Here is a 3,358-nt window from a genome sequence, read left to right as displayed (position 1 = left end):
GGGTGGCGGGGTCGCCGTCCACCGCGTTCGCCCCGGCGTGCGCGCTGCCGCTCTCCACGCTGCTGACCGTGACGGGCTTGCCCCGCGCCAGGTCGCCGCCGGGGTCGGGGCCGCCGGGCGGGGTGCCGGCCCCGGCACCGGTGAAGGTGTAGCTGTCCAGGTCGAACAGGGCGCCGGTGCCGGTCCCGGTGAAGACGATGTACAGGTCGTGGGTGCCGTCGTCGGGCTTGGCGACGGGGGCGGTCACCTCGGCGTAGTTGTCCCAGCCGCCGGTTCCGGCGACCGCGACGCGGGCGACCTCGGGGCCGGTGGGCGAGTCGAAGCGGAACGACACGGTGCCGCCCGCGTTGGCGGAGGAGACGCGCGCCTTCACCCCCGTGATGCCCTTGAGGCTGACGGCGTGGTGCTTGACCCACTCACCGTTCTGGATGTCACCGAGCCGCTTGGCGCCCTCGGCCGCCGCCTGGTCGACGACCCTGGGGCCGTTGAGCTGGACGTAGTGCTCGGCCTGCCACTGCTTGGGCCAGAGCGTGATCTCCTTCTCGCCGGTGAGCGGGACGGAGCCGGTCGCGCCGCGGTCGGTGTAGCTGCTGCGGATCACGAAGAACTGCACGGCGTCGAGCCCGGCGTGGATGGGACCGGTGTTCACGGTGAAGCCGCAGCCGGTGCCCTGGCCCTCCTCGTGAGCGTGTTCCTGATGGCCGAGCGCGGCGCGGATGACGACGTCGGCGCAGGCGGGGGTGCCGTCCTGCGCGTCGGTCGCGGTCGCGGTCGAGACCAGGTCGTCGCCCCAGCCGTACATGCCTCCGGCGGGCAGGCCGTTCAACGTCACCGTGGGCCGGTTGTTGCCCACCACGACGGGGATCACAACGGTCCCGGTGCGGTTGCTCGGATCCCTGACGGTCAGCCTGGCCCGCTTGTCGCCGTTGGTCGTGTAGGTGTACGCGGGGTTGGCGGCGGTGGAGTCGACGGTGCCGTTGTCGTCGAAGTCCCAGGCGTAGGTGAGCGCGTCACCGTCGGGGTCGGAGGTCCCGGCGCTGGAGAAGGTGACCGCGAGCGGGGCGAGCCCGTTGTCCCGGTTCACCGTTGCCTGGGCGATCGGCGACCGGCCGCCCTGCACATGGTTGATCTTGTAGAGGCCGGCGTCGGCGGCGCCGGAGAAGTAGCCGCTGCCGTACTCCAGCAGGTAGAGCGAGCCGTCGGGGCCGAACTCCATGTCGATGGGGTGCACGAGCTTCATCCCCGCGAGCACCGGCTCGATGACGGTCGGCGTCCCCGTCGTCGGGTTGCCGTTGTCGAACTGGACCTCCTTGATCCAGTTGCGGCAGTACTCGGAGATCAGCAGCTTGTTGTCGTAGTAGGCGGGCCACTTCACGTCCGAGACGAGGTTCGGGTCGTAGTGGTAGACCTCGGCGTGGTTGGGGGAGCCGCAGCCGCCGGGGTTGTCCAGGGCGGGCCACTCCTTGCTGCCGCCGTGCTGCTCCCACACCAGCGCCGGCTTGGTGGGGGGCAGTTGCTGGAGGCCGGTGTTGCGCGGCGAGTTGTTCACCGGGCCGGTCGTGCCGCCGCAGGGGAACCAGCCGCGGGGGGCGTTGGCCGCGAAGTCCCAGTCGTTGTAGGCGACGTTGGGACCGCCGCAGTAGGGCCAGCCGTAGTTGCCGGGCCCGGTGGCGCGGTTGAACTCGTCGTAGGCGGCGGGACCGCGGTTGGCGAGGGTCGCGTTCGCGTCGGGGCCGACCTCGCCCCAGTGCAGGGTGTCGCCCGACTTCTTGTCGGCCCAGATCCGGTACGGGTTTCGGGTGCCCATGACGTAGATCTCGGGCCTGGTCTGCGCGGTGCCCGGGGCGAAGAGGTTGCCCGCCGGGATGGTGTAGGTGCCGTTGTTCTCCGGGTGGATCCGGTTGATCTTGCCGCGCAGGTCGTCGGTGTTGCCGGAGGTGCGCTGCGCGTCGTACTGCGGGTTGCGGCTCGTGCGCTCGTCGATCGGGGCCATGCCCGCCGAGTCGCCGCCGGAGTTGGTGTTGTCGCCGACGGCGAAGTACAGGTTGTCGTCGCTGTCCCAGGTCATCGAGCCGGCCGAGTGGCAGCACAGCTCACGCTCGGTGGGCCATTCGATGATCATGTCCTCGCTGGCCGGGTCGAGGACGTTGGTGGTGGCGTTGAAGGTGAACCGGGAGATCCGGTTCACCAGCGGCGTCACCTTGGGCGAGTAGAAGAGGTACACCCAGTGGTTGGCGGCGAACCGCGGGTGGAGGGTGATGCCGATGAGCCCGTCCTCGAAGCGCGCGTCCAGCTGGACGGTGAGCGCCACGGTCGTGGCCTTGGTCGCGGGGTTGTACAGGCGGACCTGGCCGCCGCCGGAGGTGGTGCCCCGGTTGATGTAGAGGACCTTGCCGTCGGGCAGCACGGAGAGCTCGATGGGCTCGCCCATCGACAGCCCGCCGTCCAGCTTGACCTTCTCGAAGGCGCTGGTCGGCGGGGGAGCGGCAAGAGCGGTGGTGCCGGTACCGAGCGCGGAGCCGTTACTGAGCGCGGAGCCGGTGCCGAGTGCGGAGGTGGCGGTGGACGCCGCGGCGGTGGTGGTGCCGGTGGCTCCCGCCGCGGCGGCGGCGAGAGCGAGAACGAGGACGCCCAAGACCGTACGAAGGCGCGTGAAACCTAACACGAAGGTCTCCTGGGGGGTGAAAAGGCAGACGCGTGCGGGGTGGTGTGTCAGGTGCCGTAGATGTCGAGGTCCCACAGGGAGTAGCCGTAGGCGGGCAGGCCGCGCTGGGTGCCGTACACGCGCACGTAGCGGCCGGTGCCGGTGACGGTCAGGTCGTCCACGCCGCCGTCACTCGCGACGGTGGAGTGGACGGTGGTCCAGGTGCTGTTGTTCGTGGAGGTCTGCACCTGGTACGCCTTGCCGTAGGCGGCCTCCCAGTTCAGCCGGACCCGGCTGATGGAGCGGGTGGCCCCCAGGTCGACAGTGATCCACTGCGGGTCGCTGTAGGCGCTGCTCCAGCGGGTGGCGGGGTTGCCGTCCACCGCGTTCGATCCGACGTGCGCGCTGCCGGTCTCCACGCTGCTGACCGTGACCGGCCTGCCGGTGGACAGCAGCGACGGGTTCGAGTCGGCGGGGGTGCCGTAGACGTTGAGGTCCCACAGGGAGTAGCCGTAGGGGGGCAGGCCGCGCTGGGTGCCGTACACGCGCACGTAGCGGCCGGTGCCGGTCAGCGTCAGGTCGTCCGCGCCGCCGTCGCTCGTGGTGGTGGAGTGGACGGTGGTCCAGGTGCTGTTGTTCGTGGAGGTCTGGACCTGGTAGGCCTTGCCGTAGGCGGCCTCCCAGTTCAGCCGGACCCGGTTGAGGTCGTAGGTC

At 70.5% G+C, this 3,358-nt stretch carries 2 protein-coding genes; both read right to left on the bottom strand.

Features of this window, described 5'->3' with window-relative positions; translation table 11 throughout:
• A partial coding sequence (locus AB0G15_RS43340; protein WP_362851552.1) for a carbohydrate-binding protein occupies positions 1-2,635 on the bottom strand: 2,635 nt, incomplete at its 3' end.
• 77 nt (positions 2,636-2,712) lie between these two features.
• Positions 2,713-3,358 (bottom strand): discoidin domain-containing protein (locus AB0G15_RS43335; protein ID WP_362851550.1); only part of this gene is annotated, 646 nt, incomplete at its 5' end.

This window comes from Streptosporangium sp. NPDC023825, assembly GCF_040639575.1.
In the GTDB taxonomy this organism is placed as follows: Bacteria; Actinomycetota; Actinomycetes; order Streptosporangiales; family Streptosporangiaceae; genus Streptosporangium.
This window is presented reverse-complemented; position numbering and strand designations above follow the sequence as displayed.